The organism is Rhodococcus sp. AG1013, from assembly GCF_003350365.1.
Taxonomy (GTDB): domain Bacteria; phylum Actinomycetota; class Actinomycetes; order Mycobacteriales; family Mycobacteriaceae; genus Prescottella.
Genome location: NZ_QQAT01000035.1, coordinates 21222 through 37846, shown reverse-complemented (window position 1 = coordinate 37846; position 16625 = coordinate 21222). Strand labels below are relative to the sequence as shown.

The window sequence follows — 16625 nt, the reverse complement described above, 5'->3', positions numbered from 1 at the left end:
ACCCGCGTATATCAGTCTGACCGCGCGTCGCACACCGACACGCTCACCACGCAGACTCCGGCCGAGGAAGCAACGAGGCGCCGTCGGGGTCGCTCCCCGGCGGCGCCTCACCATGGCCTCTTGACAATCTTCTCTACATATCAGGTGTAGTTCCCAGGCAGGTTGCGAACAGCGTGGCGTGAGGAAGTAGGCGAGGACCTCCGGTATCGGTGTGGTTACCACACACACCCCGACCACCGAGAGGTCCTCGTGTCACACGCTAATGCCTTCCTGACCCCACGTGGCCGCCTGGCCCTGGCGACACTCGTCGTCGAGGACGGCTGGTCCTTCCGTCGCGCGTCCGAACGTTTCCAGTGCTCACCGTCGACCGCGAAGAGGTGGGCCGACCGCTACCGCGCCGAGAAGGAAGCCGGCATGACGGACCGCTCGTCGCGCCCGCACACCTGCCCGCACCAGACACCGACACGGACCGAACGCCGCATCATCGGGCTGCGATTCACCCGCCGGTGGGGACCCCACCGCATCGCCTACCACCTTCACCTGGCCAGATCCACGGTCGAGGCGGTCCTGCGGCGCTACAAGATGCCCAAACTCGCGCACCTCGACCAGGCCACCGGACTCCCCGTCCGCCGGGAACCCGCCCGGCGCTATGAACACGACAGCCCCGGCGACCTGGTCCACGTCGACATCAAGAAGCTCGGCCGGATCCCCGACGGCGGCGGGCACCGCAAGCTCGGACGCCGTCAAGGACGGAAGAACCGGTCCGGGACGGGTTACGCCTACCTGCACCACGCGGTCGACGACCACTCCCGGCTCGCCTACTCCGAGATCCTCCACGACGAACGTAAGGAGACCGCGGCCGGGTTCTGGAACCGCGCCAACACCTTCTTCCTCGCCCACCAGATCACCGTCAAACGGGTCCTCACCGATAACGGATCCTGCTACCGGTCAAAGGATTTCGCCGTCGCTCTCGGTCCGGTCGTCCACAAGCGCACCCGCCCCTATCGGCCGCAGACCAACGGCAAGGTTGAACGGTTCAACCGCACCCTCGCCGCAGAACGGGCCTACGTTGACACCTACACCTCCGAAGCGGCTCGCGCAGCGACCTACCAGCAGTGGATGCATCACTACAATCACCACCGACCCCACACCGGGATCGGCGGCAAGTCACCCATCGACCGCGTCGGCGTCCACAACGTCCCCGGGAACTACAACTAGGGCGGACAGAGCCACTCACCGATGCGGGATACGGCACACTTTTCACCGGCGCACCGGAATTGGGCGCGCCTACCGCATCCCAGCTTCAAAGGCCTGCGCGGGCGAGGTGGCGCTCATCGCTGGATCGCACTGCGAGAGGAACGATGCGGGTCAGCGCCCACGTGCGCACGCATTCCGTGCGGGCCGAACAGGATCAGCAGTTCGACCACGCCGCCGTCCGCACTGCCGAGCCAGTGCGGTAGGGACGTATCGAACTCGGCGGCCTCACCGGGCGGCAACGTCATGTCACGATCGCCGAGCACGAGCCGCAGGCGACCGTTGAGCACATACAGCCATTCGAAACCGTCGTGAGTCTTCGATGTCGGTTCGAGCGGTTCCGGCTGAGTCGGGATGATCATCTTGAACGCCTGCACCCCACCCGGCCGCCGGGACAACGGCACGAAGATCATCCCGGCCCGTCGGATCGGCTTCAGGTGGATCCGGGGGTCGCCGGTGCGCGGGGCCCCGACGAGATCGTCCAGCGGAACGTCGTAGGTACGGGCGAGAGGCAGCAGCAATTCCAGCGTCGCCCTTCGCTGCCCACTCTCGAGCCGCGACAGCGTGCTCTCCGACACCCCGGTGCTCACCGCGAGGTCAGCAAGGGTGAGGCCGCGTTCGCGGCGCAGCGCACGCAGCCGCGGACCCACCACGTCCAGAACATCGTCCGTTTCGCGATCCACGAGACCACCTTGCCAGAACCGCAAGATTGCGTGCCGGTTCGATGCGTTCCCGGCGAGACTGGGAGTGTCCCGACCAGAGGAGCAATTCGATGAGAACCACGGATGCGGGCCAGCCCCGCCGGATCGCGACCGGACGGGATGGCGAAACCGCCGAGGTGACCGATCTCGCCCTCCTCATCCGCCGTACCGCCTGACCAGACCCAGGAAGGAGGCCACCGTGCCCACCAACTCGCCGCGTAAGCGCCGCAGCGACACCCCACCGCCGCGATCCGGATACAGCGAGACCGAGACCCTCCGTGCTTTCCTCGACTACCTCCGATCGGCGATTGCCGCGAAGGTTGACGGCGCACCCGAACCGCAGGTGCGAGAAGCAGCAGTGCCCTCGGGCACGAACCTGCTCGGACTGCTCAATCACCTGACGTTCGTAGAGCGCGCGATGTTCCTCGGCGACAACGTGACCGACTGGCAGGCGACGTTCCGGGCCGTGCCAACGGACAGCGTGGTCGATGTCGTTGCCCGCTACCGCGAGACCGTCGCAGCCGCGAACAAGATTCTCGACGAGTGCCCCGACCTCGGCTCACCCGTTCCGCGGGTGCGACCGGGACGCCCCACCCCCAGCGTCCGCTGGGCACTGACCCACATGATCGAAGAGACCGGCCGCCACGCCGGCCACGCCGACATCCTCCGCGAACTGATCGACAGCACCACCGGGCGCTGACTTCAACGAACCTCCAGGACCGACGCCGAGCTGTACCCGGCCGCCACGCCCGCTTCCAACGTCGCGGCCGGGCACGTCCAGGGCGTCACGGCATCTCCCCGTCGTCGGATCAGAGCCTCGGATCAGAGTTGTCGATGCTGCTGGTTCTCGGCACTCCAGGCCGCGATCTGCGTCCTCGAGGTGAACCCGAGCTTGGTCAGGATGTGCTCGACGTGGCCCTGGGCGGTGCGGGGTGAGATCACCAACATGGAGGCGATCTCCCTGTTGGTCAGGCCTTTCGCGACGAGTTCGGCCACCTCGGTCTCGCGGCGAGTCAACACCGGTGTGACCGGTGTCGTCCGGGGCTGGTCGGCGGTGTGGTCGCCGAGTGCGTAGGCGACGGCCTCGCCGAGGCTCATGTCGGCACCGGTGCGCAAGGCCACGCCGTAGGCGCGGTCCCCGAGTGCCTCGCGGGTGGATTGCGCGCACTTGTCGTGGTAGCCGAGCAGGTAGGGGAGGGTTACCGAGGCGCTTCCCGCCGTCCGCGCGAGGGTCTCGGCGGCGCCCATCAGGACCGCGGCACCTTTCGGATTGCCGCCGCGGATCGCGATCCAGGCCAACGACTCCAGGCACCAGCCGGTCATGACCTGGACATGGATCTGCCAGATCAGCCGCAACGCCTGTTCCGTCAGGGCTGCTGCCCGATCGAGTTCTCCTGCCCGGAGCGCTATCACGCCGAGAGCCCACAACGAGTACGCCCGGAAATAGGACTCACCCAGCGGCGTCGTGATCTCGAGTACCCGCTCGTGACAGGCGACGGCCGTCCCCTCGTCCCCCAGCAGCCCGCTGACGAGTGCAAGGGAGGGAAGGGAACCCAGCAGTATGGCGGTCCGGCGCCAGGATCGACCCAGATCTGGGTCGCTCGTGAGTGCGGCCCGGAACGGCTCGACCGCCGCGGCGAGGTCTCCACGGAACACGGCCAGATACCCGTTCGCGTAGTTCGCGATCTCGATCGACTCGGCATCTCCCAATTGCTCTGCGAGCGAGCAACATTCCGTCACCCTCGCCGCGGCCTCGTCGAGTTGGCCCTGCATACCAGCTAACAGGCTGTCGAAGTACGACATCACCACGCGCTCCTCGGCCTGCATGGTGTCGGAGCTCGTCAGACAGCGGCCCATCCAATGCCGGGCCTCCGTCAGCAGACCCCGGCACGACCAGAACAGGAACATGGCGTTGACGATGCGCGCGCTGATATCCGGATCGGAAGCGACGACCGCGTCCGTCAGACTGAACGCCAGGCAATCGCGCAGGTTCGGCTGTTCCCGATCGAGTCGGGCGATCCACTGCGTCTGGTGGGGGCCGATCCAGTCGGACGCGGCCCGCAGTACCAGTCGTTCGTACCAGTCGAGGTGCCGCCGCAGGAACCAGGCGTAGTCGCCGGATTCGCGCAACCTCTCCCTGCCGTACACGCGGATCGTCTCGGCCATGCCGAGGCGCACAACCTCCCCGACCTGCTCCCGGACCAGGATCGACTTGTCCACGAGCGAGGCGACCGCATCCAGGAAGTCGTCTGCAACCAGCTCGTCTGGGCAGATGCCCTCGGCGGCATCCAGTTCGAAGCTGCCGGCGAACACCGACAGCCAGGTCCAGAGCTTCTGCTCCCGTTCCTCGCACAGGTCGTAGCTCCAGTCCACACACGCCCGCAACGTCTGTTTGCGGGTCGGTGCGACCCGAGAACCGGCAGTCAGCAACTGGTACCGGTCCGTCAGGCGTTGCAGGATCTGCTCGGCTGACATCGCCCGGATCCGCACCGCCGCCAGCTCGATTGCCAATGGCAGCCCGTCCAGCCTGCTGCAGATTCCCGCCACTGCCGCGCAGTTGGCCTCGGTGAGCGCGAAGTCCGGACGGCCCGCGGTGGCCCGCGTGACGAACAGTGTGACCGCCTCGTACTGGGGCAGCGCCTCGAGTGACGGGATCCGCTGCGCGTCCGGAACCGTCAACGGTGGCACCCGCATCACCTGTTCCCCGACCACCCCGAGGACCTCGCGGCTCGTCCCCAGGATTCGCAGCTCCGGACACGTTCGCAGCAGCGCCTCCGCCAACTCCGCGACGGCATCGAGCACATGCTCGCAGTCGTCCAGCACCAACAACGTCCGGGTGGTGGAGAGGTGATCGATCAGGTGCCGGGACGACGACCGGCCCGGCTGATCCGCGAGTCCGAGCGTGGCCGCCACGGTCTCGGCCAACAACGTCGAATCGTGCAGCTCGCCGAGCGCGACAAACCACACCCCGTCGGGGAATGCTCGCCGCGAGTCCTCGGCGGTCCGCACCGCCAGCCTGGTCTTGCCGACCCCACCGATGCCGGTCAGGGTCACCAGCCGCGAGGCCGACAGCAACCGCCGCGCCTCGGCCAGCTCACGGCGCCGGCCGATGAAACTGGTCGATTCCGCCGGCAGGTTTCCGCGCTCGGCTTTCACGGAGGTCGTCATCGAACGTCATCTCATCTCGCGAAACTCATGCATATGAAAACTACCCTCGGCAGTTCCGGACCGGCCGTTCGTGGTCACGTTGTAGCCGAGGTGAAACGCGGGCCCCGACAAGTCTCTGGAACCACCGGTTGAGCGCTGATGGGCACTCTTGATGGCAGAGTCGCGCTGATCACCGGCGCGGGCCAGGGCGTAGGGCAGGGCGTCGCTGTCGCTTGGCGAAGGAGGGGCGAACATCGCGGTAGTGGGGCGCACGGAGAGCAAGCTGGTGGACACTTGTGCGGAGTTGACCAATTCGGGTGTGCGCGCCGAGCCGATCGTGTGCGATGTGAGCGATGTGAGCGATCATGACGCACTCGATCCGCTTGTGTCCAGGGCTGTCGAATTGTTCGGCGGCGTAGACATTCTCGTGAGCAACGCGGTGTTCAGCGAGTTGGGCGATCTGTTGGATGTCGACCTCGACCAAGTCGAGCGCTCCTTCATGGCCGGCCCGTTCGCATCCCTGCCACGGTTGCGGGCCTGCCACCCCCATATGAAGAGGTGGGGGCGTTATTCCGGCATCTGCGGCTTCTCGAACAGACGGGCGCCGCAGCGGGCCGTCGGCGGTTGGCTGTCAGTCGTCAAATGGAAAGCGGTAGACCCTGGACTTGCGGGCCTGGAAGCCGAGACGCTCGTACAGTCGATTAGCTGCTGCACGATCTGGTCGGGAGGTGAGATCCACCGTCCGGGCACCCGCCTCCCGGGCGATCCGCAGGGCCTCCTGGGTGAGAAGTCCAGCGACTCCCTGGCCTCGCGCCGCACCGTCGACGACAACGTCTTCGATACGGGCCCTCGCACCGGACGGCAGGGGCAACAGCACCAGGGTCAGGGTGCCGACGACCGCATCAGATGTTCGGGCGACGAGCACGGTGTTGGCATCACAGGTCACCATCCGGTCGATCGCTTCGTAGTCGAGGGGCTTGGCGGTCGACGACAACTGCGGCAGCAACCTGCTGAAGGCATCTACGATCCCTTGACTCGCCTCCCGGATGATCTCCACTCGGACGTCCATGTCCGGGAGCTTATCCGGCGTCTGCCGCCCGTCTCGCAGAACCAGATTTCGCAGGGTTCGCGAGGGTTCCATATCCAGGACGGTCCACGCCTTGTGGGCCGAGCTCACCACTACTTCCGATGATCAACAGATTCAGTCGGCCATGCCTACGAAACGAGGTCACGGACTCTTTCGAGTCCTACGGTCTCTTCAGGATGCCGACGGGGAAGATACGCCCGCCGTCACTCGGCCACTGTGCCGTCCGGCAAGGTCGCATCGGTCAGATCGGCACCGTTCAGGACGGCGTCAACGAGGTTCGCGCCGGTCAGGTTGGCCTTGCCCAGATAGGTGCCGATCAGGGTGGCGCTCGTCAGATCGGCCTCCCCGAGGTATGCGCCGGTCATGTACGCGCCGGAGAGGTTCGCGCCGGTGATATCTGCATGTGCGAGGTAGGTTCTCGTCAGATAGGCCATCGTCAGGTCGGCGTCCCGCAGGTTGGCCCGGGTGAGATACGCGCCGGTGAAATTGGCGTCATGCGCGATTGCGCCGGTGAGATCGGCCCTCGTCAGGTTGGCGCCGACAAACTCGGCGGAAGTCAGATTCGCGCCTGCGAGTTCGGCATCCGTGAGGTCGGCTCCGGACATGTCTGCGCCGGTGAGATCGATGCCCGTCAGATTTGCGCCCGCCAGGCCCACGCCCGCCAGGTCGGCGTCGACGAGGCTGACCGTCTCTGAATCCCTGGAACTCCGTAGGGAATTCCAGGTCGCAACATCCGAGCGGAGTAGGTCGAGCGGATTTGCCTGCGATGTGGATGTCATTGAGCCCCCGTATCGGACGAACGTAGTAGCCGGTCGGCGTTGGCCCGGATCATGCGTCGGGCCGACCGTGCTCGGCATCTCGACCGGACGGTTCGACCACCACCGTCTAGTTGACGGCGTCAACTTAACTCGACTTGTTGACAGCGTCAACCTCCTCCTATTCTCTGGGCGTGCAGGAAAGAACCCGAGACACGCGCCGTGCCCTGATCGCCGCGGCCAGTGAACTCTTGGCGCGGGGTGGACCGGCTCACGTCACATTGCGGGCGGTTGGTGCCGCGGCCGACGTGTCGCGGACGGCTCCGTACCGGCACTTCCAGGACAAGGACGACCTCCTCAGTTCGGTGGCCGCCGAGAACCTGGCCTTCCTGAAGGCAGAGATGCAGCGTGCCGTCGCGGACACCACGTCGGCCACCGCCCCGCTGTTCCGTGCTTGCCTCGCCTACGTACGAGTCGCCTGGGAACATCCGAACCACTACCGACTCGAGTTCGGCGGCGACTATGCGATCAAGCCGAGCCGGGTGCTCGAAGATGCCGCCAACGACTTCAATCGGTACTTCCAGGAACTGGTCGTCGAGGCGCAGCAGAGCGGCACCCTCATCGCCGGCGAGGCTCGGGACGTCGGTCCGATGCTCTGGGTTCTGCTGCACGGACTGGCCATGTCCAATCACCTGGTCGCTGACCGAGCCTGCGAGCCCGAGGCGAGTTATCGGGTCGAAGACATGGAGCGCATTCTTGCTCTGGCGCTGACGAACCTGGCCCCGCGCTGAGCATCCGACCTACTCACGGCCCGAACAGGTTTCGGACGAAGGACAGGCTCTCGGGAAGTGCAGCCCGCATCGTCTCGATATGCCCCGTCGGGTACGTGCGGAACGTGACCGGTTGGCGGTTGGCGGCGAGTTCGGCCGCGAGCTTCAATGCCAGCGGAGCCGGCACCATCTCGTCCGTCAACCCCTGCCCGAGGAAGACGGGCCGGTCGTAGCCGGTCGTCGGGATCTCGAGCATGCCGCGAGCAGCGGCCAGCACTGCGGGATCGTCGAGCGGCCGGTTCACCAGATCGCCGATCGTGACGTCGTCCAGGTCCGTTGCCATTTCCTCGTAGCAGTCGGTTTCGGCTCGGGCGAGGGCGTCGATGCCGCGCGGTGTCAGGTATCGATCGATGTCGAGATCGGGTCGTGCCGCCCGGAGTCCGGCCAGGATGTACGAGACGAACACGGTGCTGCCGGTCAGTGGCAATCGGGGGAAGCCCGGCCCCACGAGCGGCGCCAGGTTCTCCAGGTTCGACGGCGCCCCGGTCGCGACCGCCCCGCGGTAGTCCAGTTCGGGTGCGTAGCGTGTCGCGATCGCCGCCGTGGCCATCGCGGACTGGCCGCCCTGAGACTGGCCCAGTGCCACCCACCGCGACGACAGGGACGGTTCGACCGCACGCGCGGCGCGCACCATGTCGACCACGCTGTGCGCCTCCGACGGACCGTCCAGGTACGGGTGGATTCCCGTCGTGCCCAGCCCCACGTAGTCGGTCGCGACGATCGCGTAACCCTGCGAGAGCCAGTGCGTGAGGTACGGACTGCCGACCGTCCCGGTCACGGTAGGAGCGCACTTGTCGGCGATGCCCACGGTGCCGTGCGCCCATGAGATCACCGGCCAGCCACCTGCGGGTGGATCACCGGGTGGGAGGAAGACCGCGCCGGTACTCAACGCGGGCCGGTTCAGTGGGCCGGTGGACCAGTAGGTGAGCTTCGATCCGTCGACGGCGCCGGGGATCCAGAACGACGGCGGCAGGGGAGTCGCAGCGGTCACCGTGCCCGGCGCAGCTGCCGGGGTCGGTTGCTGTGCATGGGCGGGCGCCGTGGCAACGACCGCAGCGACGAGCGCGGTGACCATCAATGCTTGGCCGAGCCGTAGTCGGATCATCGCACCGCTCCCGGGGTTCGTCCGCGTGTACGCCGACTCCCATTCTGCGCGAACCGGAGGTGCCGGCATACCGGTTCGACCATCTTCGGGTGCCGCTCCCGCGGTCGAGGAGCCGGTCTATTATCCGATACGCAGACGGGCGCAGCGTAGTTCGCGCGGCATTGTCATGGTGGTGGGGGTGGATTCATGGGGCCGGGAGAGTATCCGGGCGAGTACTCGGGGGAGTTGGTCGCAGCGCCGACGTGGCTGGTGGTCGTCGCGATGATCCCGATCCTGCTGACGATACTGGCACTCATCGTGTTCGCGTGGAAGGAATGGGGCGAACGTCGACGCGCGAGGTCGTCTCCCGTGCACGCGGCGGCGTGGGCGATGGAGCACGACGAGCTAGACCGCGCGATTCGGGCGCTCGCTGCCCGCGAACGTGAACTGCTGCTCGCGGGCGAGCTCGAGGCGGCGAACCGGACCGCCGCCGACAAGGACATCTGTGTCCTGGTCAACGAGCGCCGTCACGGTGTGGCGTGAGGCTGATTCGGTCCGGTCCGAGCAGTCGCCGTCAGTGCGCGTAGATCCCTGGGCGTCGAGCCGACCAGGGCATCGCCCGTTCCAGATCCGCGGCGAGAGCTAGCAGGGTGGCCTCGTCGCCGTACCTGCCGACGAACTGAAGTCCGATCGGCCAGCCCGTGCCGGATTCGGCGAGCGGCAGCGAGATCGCGGGATTGCCGGTCGCGTTGAACAGTGCGGTGAACGCGCCGTACTCGAAGATCCTGTCGTACCAACCACGGGCGTCGAGGGAGGCGTCGTCTGCGTCGAGCTGCCCGAGTGGGACGTTCGGCTGCGCGGTGGTCGGCGTCAGGAACACGTCGTACCCGGTGAGGAACCGCGCGACCTCCCGGCGGGCGACGTTGAACTGGTGTTCGGCTGCGAAGATGTCCCGCGCGCTCAGGGAAGCGCCGTACTCTGCGCACGCCAGCGTCGTCGCCTCGAGGTGCTCGCGGCCCGGAACCGTGCCCGCCATCTCGGAGGCCGTGGCCACGATGTCGCCGAGGAAGCTGCACCACGCGTCGAGGTTCGCCTTGTCGAACGCCGCGGCGTCGATGCGCGGCGCCGCCTCCTGGACGTGGTGGCCCAGGTCCGCGAGTCGGGCGGCGAGGTCGGTCACGGCCCGTGCACACTCCGGATCGACCGTGCGGCTCGCGTCGTACGGGACGGTGGTGAACGCGATCCGCAGCGGCCGTACGCCCCGGGTGATCAGTTCGCTGAACGACGCATCCTCCGCGGGGAACAGGTACTTGTCGCCGGGTTCGGATCCGTGCACCGCGTCGAACAGCGCGGCGCAGTCCCGCACCGTGCGCGTGACGGCGAACTCGATGCCCAGTCCGAGCAGGGGGTCGCCGTGGTCGGGGCCGACAGTGGTGCGGCCCCTGCTCGGCTTGAGGCCGACGAGTCCGCACGCCGCGGCGGGGATGCGGATCGAGCCGCCGCCGTCGTTGGCGTGGGCGAACGGCAGCGCGCCCGCTGCCACCAGTGCCGCCGATCCGCCACTCGATCCGCCAGGGCTGCGCGTCGGATCCCACGGATTGCGGGTGGGCCCGCCGTAGGCGAGCGCCTCGGTGGTGGCGTTGAAGCCGAATTCGGGGGAGGTGGTCACCGCCATCGTGGCCAGGCCCGCGCGGCGGAACCGTGTCATCAGGTCGTTGTCGTGGGGATGCTCGATCCCGGGCCCGAACAGTCTGCTGCCGTTGCGCTGCGGCACCCCGGCGGCGTGCGTGATCAGGTCCTTGATCGCGAACGGCACACCCCGGAACGGTCCCGACGCGTCGTGGTCGAGTGGCTGGGCGAACCGCTCGCCGACGACCGCACCCAGTTGCGGCTCGACCTGGTCCAGTGCGGCCGCGGCCGCGACGTGCACCTCCGCGGCGCTCACCTCTTCCGCGGCGATCAGTGACGCGAGTTCGGTCGCATCCCGCGCGGCGTAGTCGGCGATATCCATGGCATCCTCCGTGGCTCGTTGATCGATGGAGGAGCGAACGTACGTCCGCCGTGCGGTCCGGGGATCCGTCGATCGACGGACGCGGCGGGGTCTTCTGTGACGTAGGGCATACTGCCGCCATGGACACGACGGTTGACCGGTTGGGGGCGGCCCTGTGCCTTCGGGCGGCCGTGACCTCGGGGTCGCTCGACGCGGGTTCCCCTGGTGTCTCCACCGGTCGGGTCCTGTTCGAACTCGCCGCCGCCGTTCCGTACAGGCACGCGGTGCTGTCGTTCTGGGACCCTGTCGTAGGCGCACACGTGACCAGCGCGAGCCTCGGCTATCACGCCGATTCCGTCGACATCGTGAACAACTGCATGCCACGGCACCCACTTTTCCGGCAGTTGCGGGACACGCGACTTCCCATGCGACTCTTCGACGTCCCCGAGGCGATGCGTTCGGGACCGGTGTTCGATCGGGTCATTCGCTCGCACAACTACAGCGACGGGCTGAGCCAGTGCCTGCACACGCGGGACGGTCGCTACATCGGGATGCTCAACATGAGTACCACCGACGGACAGCGATTCGACCAGCAGTCCGTCGTCACGGTCACCTTGCTGAGCGACGTGCTGGCGGAGGCGCTCGACCCGTTGGCACAGCCCGGCCCGTCCCCGCGGGTAGGTCCCGGAGACGCCGCGCTGGTCGTCGATGCCGACGGCTCGGCACGGGCGCTGACCGGTGACGCCCCGGTCGTCCTGTTCGGCCCCGGCACGACCGGGGGTCGACTGGCCGGCGCGGTCGCGGCGTCGGGACGGGCCGCAGACTTCGTCTTCGTCGGTGCGGGCTCGGTGCTGTGTGTGCGAATGGAGCCGGTCCGGCGCGGCGGCACCCTGGTCGCGTGCCGCCCGGGTAACCCGCCGATGGAACTGACCGGGCGGGAGGCGGAGGTGCTCGCGCTGCTGCCGACGGGCGCCTCCAACGGTGCGATTGCCGCGCGGCTGCGGATCGGCCCCGCGACGGTGGCCACGCATCTCGAGCGGATCCTGCGCAAGATCGCGGCGCCCAACCGCACGGCGGCCGCGGCAACGGCCGCGCGGTGGGGGCTGACGCCGATCTGATCGCCCGTCCGGTCGTGGTGGGTGCCTTCGTCAGGGGGTGACGATCGCGAAGTTCGGGTCGGGCTCGTCGACATACCCGGCGAGTTCCGCCAGGGTGGCGACGTCACCCTCGACGGTGATCCGGCCGTCGGCGATCGCCTCGCCCATGTCCACCCCACCTAGCAACGCGCCGAGCAGCATCGGCCGGGTGAGCGTGAACGTCGCGTCCGGGGCCGGCCTGTCCCTGACAGTGGCGTCGAGGTCGAAGTGCACCAGCAAACCGTTGCGCAGCTGTGTGCGGTGCACGACGTCCTCGTCGGTGATGCGCCAGTCGATCACGATGTGCGCTGCCCACGCCCTGGGCCCGTCGATCCGCAGCGAGATCGCGTCGAACACCTGCTCCACCGACAGTGCGGCCGCGATGTCGGGCGCGGCGCTCGCCGTCGGGGTTCCGACGGGCCCGTTGCGTAGCTCGTACGCGCCGGTGAGATAGAAGTTGCGCCATGTCCCGTTCTCGGCGCCGTACGCAAGCTGTTCGAAGGTGTCGGCCTGCAGGGCCTTCGCCTCCGCGTTGTCGGGTTCGGCGAAGACGACGTAGTTCACCACCTGCGCGACCCAGCGAAAGTCGCCGTCCGCGTATGACTCCCGTGCTTTCCGTAGCACCTCGGCCGACCCGCCCATGAACTCGACGTGCCGCCGCGCGGACTCCACCGCCGGGTGTTCCCACAGGTGCGCCGGGTTGCCGTCGAACCAGCCCATGTAGCGCTGGTAGATCGCCTTGACGTTGTGGCTCACCGATCCGTAGTAGCCGTGCGTGTGCCAGGCGTTCGCCAGCGCGGGCGGCAACTCGATCTCCTCGGCTATTTCGATCCCCGTGTGGCCCTGGTTGATTCGCCGGAGAGTCTGGTCGTGCAGGTAGCCGTACAGGTCGCGTTGCAGCGAGAGGAACTCGGTGAGCCGCGCCGTCCCCCAGGTGGGCCAGTGGTGGGAGGCGAACAGGACGTCGGAGCGTGCGGCGTACCGATTGATCGACTCGGTCAGGTACTTCGCCCACACGTGCGGGTCCCGTACCAGGGCGCCGCGCAGCGTCAGCAGATTGTGCAGCGTGTGGGTTGCGTTCTCGGCCATGCACAGTGCACGCAGATCGGGGAAGTGGAAGTTCATCTCGGCCGGCGCTTCGGTGCCCGGCGTCATCTGGAACTCGATTCGAACCCCGTCGACGTCTTCCATCTGTCCGGTCGCCGTGACGTCGAGCGTGGGAGTGATCAGGCTCGGGGTTCCCGTCGACGTGGTCTGCCCCAGCCCGGCCCCGACGGCGCCGTGGGGTCCACGCGGCAGTGCGGCGCCGTACATGTACGCGGCCCGGCGTGCCATGGCGGTGCCGGCGAAGACGTTCTCCTCGACGGCGTGCTCGACGAAGCCGACAGGCGCGATGATCGCGCAGCGCCCCGCCGCGACGTCCTCCTCGGTGGTGACGCCCTTGACCCCACCGAAGTGGTCGATGTGGGAGTGCGTGTAGATCACCGCGGTCACCGGCCGGTGACCGCGGTGCTCACGGTAGAGCGCGAGTCCGGCCGCGGCCGTCTCCGCCGAGATCAACGGGTCGATGACGATGACGCCGGTCTCGCCCTCGATCAGTGTCATGTTCGACAGGTCGAGGCCGCGAATCTGGTAGATCCGCTCGGCGACCTCGAACAGGCCCTGCCGCGCGACCAGCCCCGACTGCCGCCACAGGCTCGGATTGACGGTCGGAGGGCAGGACTCGGCGAGGAAAGCGTAGGAATCGTTGTCCCACACCACGGCTCCGTCGGGTGCCGTGACCACACCGGGACTCAGCGCAGCGACGAAGCCGCGGTCCGCGTCCGCGACGTCCGCATCGTCGGAGAACGGGAGCGCCGCCGACGCCCGGGCATTGGCTGCGACGATTGCAGGGGCGGCACCCTCGTTCTCCGTCATGTGGACATCCTCTCGTCAGGCCATCGACACGAATTCAGTTGTTTCGTCGGATCTTTCAGGCGAGGAGCTGTGCCTTCGCCGCGGCGAACTCGTCGTCCGACAGCACACCGGACTGGTGCAGCTGACCGAGTTGCTGCAGCTTGGAGACCAGGTCGTCACCCGACGGCGCGGCGGGCGGTGGCGGGGGCGCGGGCTGGACGGCGGCCACCTGCTGTGCCGCGGCCTGCTGTTCGGCGTATGCCTGCTGCTCCGCGGCCCGCTGCTGTCCGCGGCGGTTCACGGCGTTGGACGTGGCCTGCGCCGTGCCCGCGATGACCGCGGTGCGCGCGACGGTGCCGAGCAATCCGGGACGACCCCTGCGGCCGGCTCGAAATACCATGTGGCTCTCCTGTTCCTAGAGTGCTGCTTCGACCGCGGAGATCACCGCGTCGCGGGGAATCTGGACGTGCAGTGCGACCTCGCCGCCGGCGCCGCGGACCGTCGACGCGAGTTGTCGCGCCCACGTCTCCTCGTAGACGATGATCGCCGCGGAGCTGCCGGGTTCGAGTGAATCGCGTACGACGTCGAGGTCCTCGTCGCTGATGAGCGACTTCGCCTCGATCGACAGGATTGCCAGGCCGACGTCGTCGAGGTCCTCGTCGACGTCCACCTGGGTGACGTTCCCGTCGGCGTCCTTGGCGAGGTAGACGAGATCGAGCAGCGTCACGTAGCCGCGGTCGACGACGTCCTGCAGCGCAGCGACCGTGGCGTCGTCGACGCGAGCGCCGGGGAATGCCAGTACGACCAGTTCGACCGGTCCGATGTTCGATGTGTCACCCATGACCGTGAGCCTGCCACCATTGCCGCACGGACGCCGGACGTTCGACGGATGTCGTGTCCGCATCGAGCGGATCGTCCGGGTCAGAGGTCGATGACGACGTCGTCGCGGGGCGTCGAGCAGCAGATCAGAACGTCGCCGGAACCGGGCGGGTCCACCGGATCCGGGTCGTAGTCGACGTCGCCGTTCATGATCGCGGTCTCGCAGGTGTGACACACGCCGGTGCGGCACGACCAGCGAACGGGGACGTCGCAGGCCTCGGCGAGTTCGAGGATGCTCGCGTACCCGGTGGAGTCGAACGGCACCGTGAGGCCACTGCGGGCGAAGGACACTGCGAGTCCCTGCGTCGGCGGTCCCGGCGGAGCGTGCGGTGGCGCAGACGGGGTTGCCGCGATGCCGGGGGTGATACCCGGGCCCGCGCCGAAGATCTCGGTGCGTATCCGCTCCGGACCGAGGCCCAGACCGACAAGGGCGCCGGTTACATCGTTCATGAATGCGGTGGGTCCGCACAGGTAGGCGGTGGCATCGCGTGGGGGATCGATTCGGGTGAGCAGTTCGGCGTCGATGTGCCCGGTGTCCGTGAAGTCGATTCCGGGGCGGTCGGTGGCTGCGGGCCTGCTGTAGCAGACGTGGAAGTGGCTGTGGGGCAGGTGGTTCAGCTGCTGCCGCACCTCGGTCGCGAACGCGTGTTCGTCGCGGCTGCGGGTGCCGTGCACCCACCACACCTCGCGGCCGGATTCCTCGTCTGCGAGTGCACGCAGCATCGCCAGCACCGGGGTGATCCCGACCCCTGCGGACACGAGCAGTACGGGAGTCTGCCCATCGGCCAGGAAGAACGTTCCTCGTGGTGCAGCGGAGGCGAGGTCGTCGCCGACGTCCAGTGCTTCGTGCAGCTTGTTGCCGACCACACCGTGGGGCTCGACCTTGATGCTGATCCGATAGGTGGGAGCGCCGGGCTCACCGGACAGCGAATAGCTCCGCACCAGCGCTGATCCGCCGTCGTCGGACGCGATCTTCACCGTGAGGTACTGCCCGGGCAGTGCGGCGGGAAGGTCGGAGCCGTTCGGGTCGGCGAGCACGATGGAGAAAACGTTGCGGGTCTCCTGGCGGATGTCGGTGACGCGCAGACCGCGGAAGCCCGGCCAGGCGGGCGGTGGTCCGGCCGCGGCGGGACTGAGCCCGACGTTGCCGCCGCCGGGACGGTCGGCCTGTCGGAGAAGCGAACGGAACGAGGTCTGCCAGCCCGGGCTCAGAGCCTCGATCCGGAGCGCCTTCTCGAGCTGTTCCCGGGGATGATCCGCGGTGTACAGCAGACGATTCGCGTCGACCACGGTGAGGGATTCGGGGCCGTCGGCGATCTTGACGATGTCCTGCCCGGCCTGCACGGTCCCTTCCTCGATGACGCGAAGGTAGAAGCCGGGCCGGCGATGCGCGACGAGAAGTGCGGCCATCCGCGGCTCGTTCATCCGCAGCCCGACCCGATAGCAGGTGACTCGTGGCTGGGTGACCTCGAAGACAGCCTCACCGATGCGATAGCGGTCGCCGATGCAGACATCGTGGTCGGCGAGGCCGTCGACGGTGAAATTCTCACCGAACTGACCGTGGACGAAGTCGTCGCGCCCGAACTCCTGCTGCCAGTGAGCGTACGAGTCGAGTTGATACACCATGACCGCGCGCATCTCACCACCGTGCCCGGCCAGGTCGCCCTGTCCGTCCCCGTCGATGTTGAGGCGTCGAACCCTGACCGGTCCGGGCACCGGTGACTTCCAGATTGCGGTGTGAACCGTTTTACCGCGCCAGGGCACGTCCTGCGGCAGTCCCACATTGATCGAGACCAGACGCCCGGTAACGGCAGGCTGTCCCATGTCTCCGACGCTAGTAGTCGTCGACGCGGTTCAGCGGTGAAG

The 16625-nt window shown here is 67.7% G+C and carries 15 protein-coding genes and 1 pseudogene; 6 read left to right on the top strand and 10 right to left on the bottom strand.

The genetic code is table 11. The features are described 5' to 3' along the window. Nucleotides 1-249: 249 nt before the first annotated feature. On the top strand, nt 250-1218 hold the full coding sequence (locus DEU38_RS27330; protein ID WP_114724507.1) for an IS481 family transposase: 969 nt from the start codon (nt 250-252) through the stop codon (nt 1216-1218). Between the two features lie 113 nt (nt 1219-1331). On the opposite strand, the gene DEU38_RS27325 is transcribed toward DEU38_RS27330, so the two are convergent. Continuing rightward, complete coding sequence (locus DEU38_RS27325; protein WP_114724513.1) at nt 1332-1937, bottom strand: helix-turn-helix domain-containing protein; 606 nt, start codon at nt 1935-1937, stop codon at nt 1332-1334. A gap of 217 nt (nt 1938-2154) precedes the next feature. On the opposite strand from DEU38_RS27325, the gene DEU38_RS27315 reads away from it, so the two are divergent. Beyond that, a complete protein-coding gene (locus DEU38_RS27315; protein ID WP_114724506.1) occupies nt 2155-2655 on the top strand; it encodes a DinB family protein in 501 nt (166 codons plus the stop codon). 122 nt (nt 2656-2777) lie between these two features. Here the strand turns inward: DEU38_RS27315 and DEU38_RS27310 are convergent, their stop codons facing one another. Further along, the gene (locus DEU38_RS27310) at nt 2778-5123 is read right to left on the bottom strand and encodes a LuxR C-terminal-related transcriptional regulator (protein ID WP_114724505.1); all 2346 of its coding nucleotides are present in this window, start codon (nt 5121-5123) and stop codon (nt 2778-2780) included. Nucleotides 5124-5364: 241 nt separating this feature from the next. Between DEU38_RS27310 and DEU38_RS29610 the strand changes: the two are divergent. Then, nucleotides 5365-5613, top strand: a pseudogene (locus DEU38_RS29610) (SDR family NAD(P)-dependent oxidoreductase); the annotation flags it as partial. Between the two features lie 120 nt (nt 5614-5733). On the opposite strand, the gene DEU38_RS27300 reads toward DEU38_RS29610, so the two are convergent. Next, complete coding sequence (locus DEU38_RS27300; RefSeq protein WP_258558187.1) at nt 5734-6051, bottom strand: N-acetyltransferase; 318 nt, start codon at nt 6049-6051, stop codon at nt 5734-5736. A 341-nt stretch (nt 6052-6392) separates the two neighbouring features. Next, the gene (locus DEU38_RS27295; RefSeq protein ID WP_114724504.1) at nt 6393-6968 is read right to left on the bottom strand and encodes a pentapeptide repeat-containing protein; all 576 of its coding nucleotides are present in this window, start codon (nt 6966-6968) and stop codon (nt 6393-6395) included. Nucleotides 6969-7138: 170 nt separating this feature from the next. Here DEU38_RS27295 and DEU38_RS27290 point away from each other — a divergent pair, with 170 nt between their 5' ends. Continuing rightward, nucleotides 7139-7735, top strand: coding sequence for a TetR/AcrR family transcriptional regulator (locus tag DEU38_RS27290; RefSeq protein ID WP_181818974.1), 597 nt, complete (start codon nt 7139-7141; stop codon nt 7733-7735). A 13-nt stretch (nt 7736-7748) separates the two neighbouring features. On the opposite strand, the gene DEU38_RS27285 is transcribed toward DEU38_RS27290, so the two are convergent. After that, nucleotides 7749-8879: a lipase family protein gene (locus DEU38_RS27285; protein WP_114724511.1), complete on the bottom strand. Its 1131-nt coding sequence runs from the start codon at nt 8877-8879 to the stop codon at nt 7749-7751. A 186-nt stretch (nt 8880-9065) separates the two neighbouring features. On the opposite strand from DEU38_RS27285, the gene DEU38_RS27280 reads away from it, so the two are divergent. Beyond that, nucleotides 9066-9401, top strand: coding sequence for a hypothetical protein (locus DEU38_RS27280; protein WP_114724502.1), 336 nt, complete (start codon nt 9066-9068; stop codon nt 9399-9401). A gap of 31 nt (nt 9402-9432) precedes the next feature. Here the strand turns inward: DEU38_RS27280 and DEU38_RS27275 are convergent, their stop codons facing one another. Continuing rightward, a complete protein-coding gene (locus DEU38_RS27275; RefSeq protein WP_114724501.1) occupies nt 9433-10869 on the bottom strand; it encodes an amidase in 1437 nt (478 codons plus the stop codon). 119 nt (nt 10870-10988) lie between these two features. Between DEU38_RS27275 and DEU38_RS27270 the strand changes: the two genes are divergently transcribed. After that, entirely contained in the window at nt 10989-11966 is a 978-nt protein-coding gene (locus tag DEU38_RS27270; RefSeq protein WP_147283600.1) for a helix-turn-helix transcriptional regulator, read from the top strand. A gap of 30 nt (nt 11967-11996) precedes the next feature. Here the strand turns inward: DEU38_RS27270 and DEU38_RS27265 are convergent, their stop codons facing one another. The 4 genes from DEU38_RS27265 to DEU38_RS27250 all read right to left on the bottom strand — a co-directional run bounded on the left by DEU38_RS27265 (nt 11997) and on the right by DEU38_RS27250 (nt 16583). After that, nucleotides 11997-13901, bottom strand: coding sequence for an alkyl/aryl-sulfatase (locus tag DEU38_RS27265; protein WP_114724499.1), 1905 nt, complete (start codon nt 13899-13901; stop codon nt 11997-11999). Nucleotides 13902-13956: 55 nt separating this feature from the next. Further along, nucleotides 13957-14280 (bottom strand): SHOCT domain-containing protein, encoded by a 324-nt coding sequence (locus DEU38_RS27260; protein WP_114724498.1) that lies wholly within the window; start codon nt 14278-14280, stop codon nt 13957-13959. Between the two features lie 15 nt (nt 14281-14295). Further along, on the bottom strand, nt 14296-14721 hold the full coding sequence (locus tag DEU38_RS27255) for a DUF6325 family protein (protein WP_114724510.1): 426 nt from the start codon (nt 14719-14721) through the stop codon (nt 14296-14298). A gap of 80 nt (nt 14722-14801) precedes the next feature. Further along, nucleotides 14802-16583 (bottom strand): MOSC domain-containing protein, encoded by a 1782-nt coding sequence (locus tag DEU38_RS27250; RefSeq protein ID WP_114724497.1) that lies wholly within the window; start codon nt 16581-16583, stop codon nt 14802-14804. Nucleotides 16584-16625 lie beyond the last annotated feature (42 nt).